The organism is Hydrogenophilus thiooxidans (assembly GCF_019049855.1).
In the GTDB taxonomy this organism is placed as follows: domain Bacteria; phylum Pseudomonadota; class Gammaproteobacteria; order Burkholderiales; family Rhodocyclaceae; genus Hydrogenophilus; species Hydrogenophilus thiooxidans.
Window position 1 is genome coordinate 1 of the sequence record NZ_JAHLSY010000067.1, and the last position, 885, is coordinate 885.

The following is an 885-nucleotide window of genomic DNA, read 5'->3' on the forward strand; positions in this document are numbered from 1 at the left end:
CTTTTTCACCCCACAATTGGAACGGCTCTATGCCACCGAGGAGCTCTTGTCGGCGTTCGACGTCGACACGATGGCCCCAGAGGCGCTCCTGTGGCAGACGGGCTACCTCACCTTTCACGGACAGCGGCGCATCGGCGCACGCATCGAATACGAACTGGGCTACCCCAACCTGGAAGTCGCCTACAGCCTCAACGATGCGCTGCTCAAAGGGCTGATGGGCGACCCCTCGCTGGCCGAACAAGTGACCCTGAGCGCCTATGAAGCGCTGGTGCGAGCCGACACGACCTTACTGCGCCACCACCTCGAACGCCTCTACGCGAGCATCCCGCACGACTGGTACCGTAAAAACCCCATCACCCACTACGAAGGGTACTGGGCCAGCGTCTTTTACAGCCACCTCGCGGCGCTGGGGCTGGAACTCATTGCTGAGGACGTCACCAACCACGGCTGCATCGACCTCACGGTGAAGCTCCCGGAGCGCATTTACCTCTTCGAATTCAAGGTCGTTCCAGACGAACCCGAAGGCCAAGCGCTGGCGCAACTCCTGGCCAAAGGGTACGCTGAGAAGTACCGCGGGGGAGGGCTGCCGGTACATCTCGTCGGCATCGAATTCAGCAAACGTGCGCGTAATGTCGTGGCGGTCGATGCGGTAACTGGGTGAGGGCGCAGCATGACGAAAAAAACCACAAACTTTTATTTGCGCCTATGATATTGCCGATGATCGGGAGCGTGCGCAGGCCCGAGATCGGGAGGCGTTCGTGCTACTCGGCAAAGACCTCGTCGAGCGTGTGCGCATCAAGCACTCGGTCGAGCCAGCGCTCGATCTCTTCCCGGCTCGCGGTGCTCAGGCGCACCTGCACCGATTCGGGCAACGGCCCGAAGCGT

At 61.2% G+C, this 885-nt stretch carries 1 protein-coding gene; it reads left to right on the forward strand.

The features are described 5' to 3' along the window. A partial coding sequence (locus KUL93_RS11285) for a PD-(D/E)XK nuclease domain-containing protein (protein WP_217127132.1) occupies window positions 1–661 on the forward strand: 661 nt, incomplete at its 5' end. Between the last annotated feature and the right edge of the window lie 224 nt (window positions 662–885).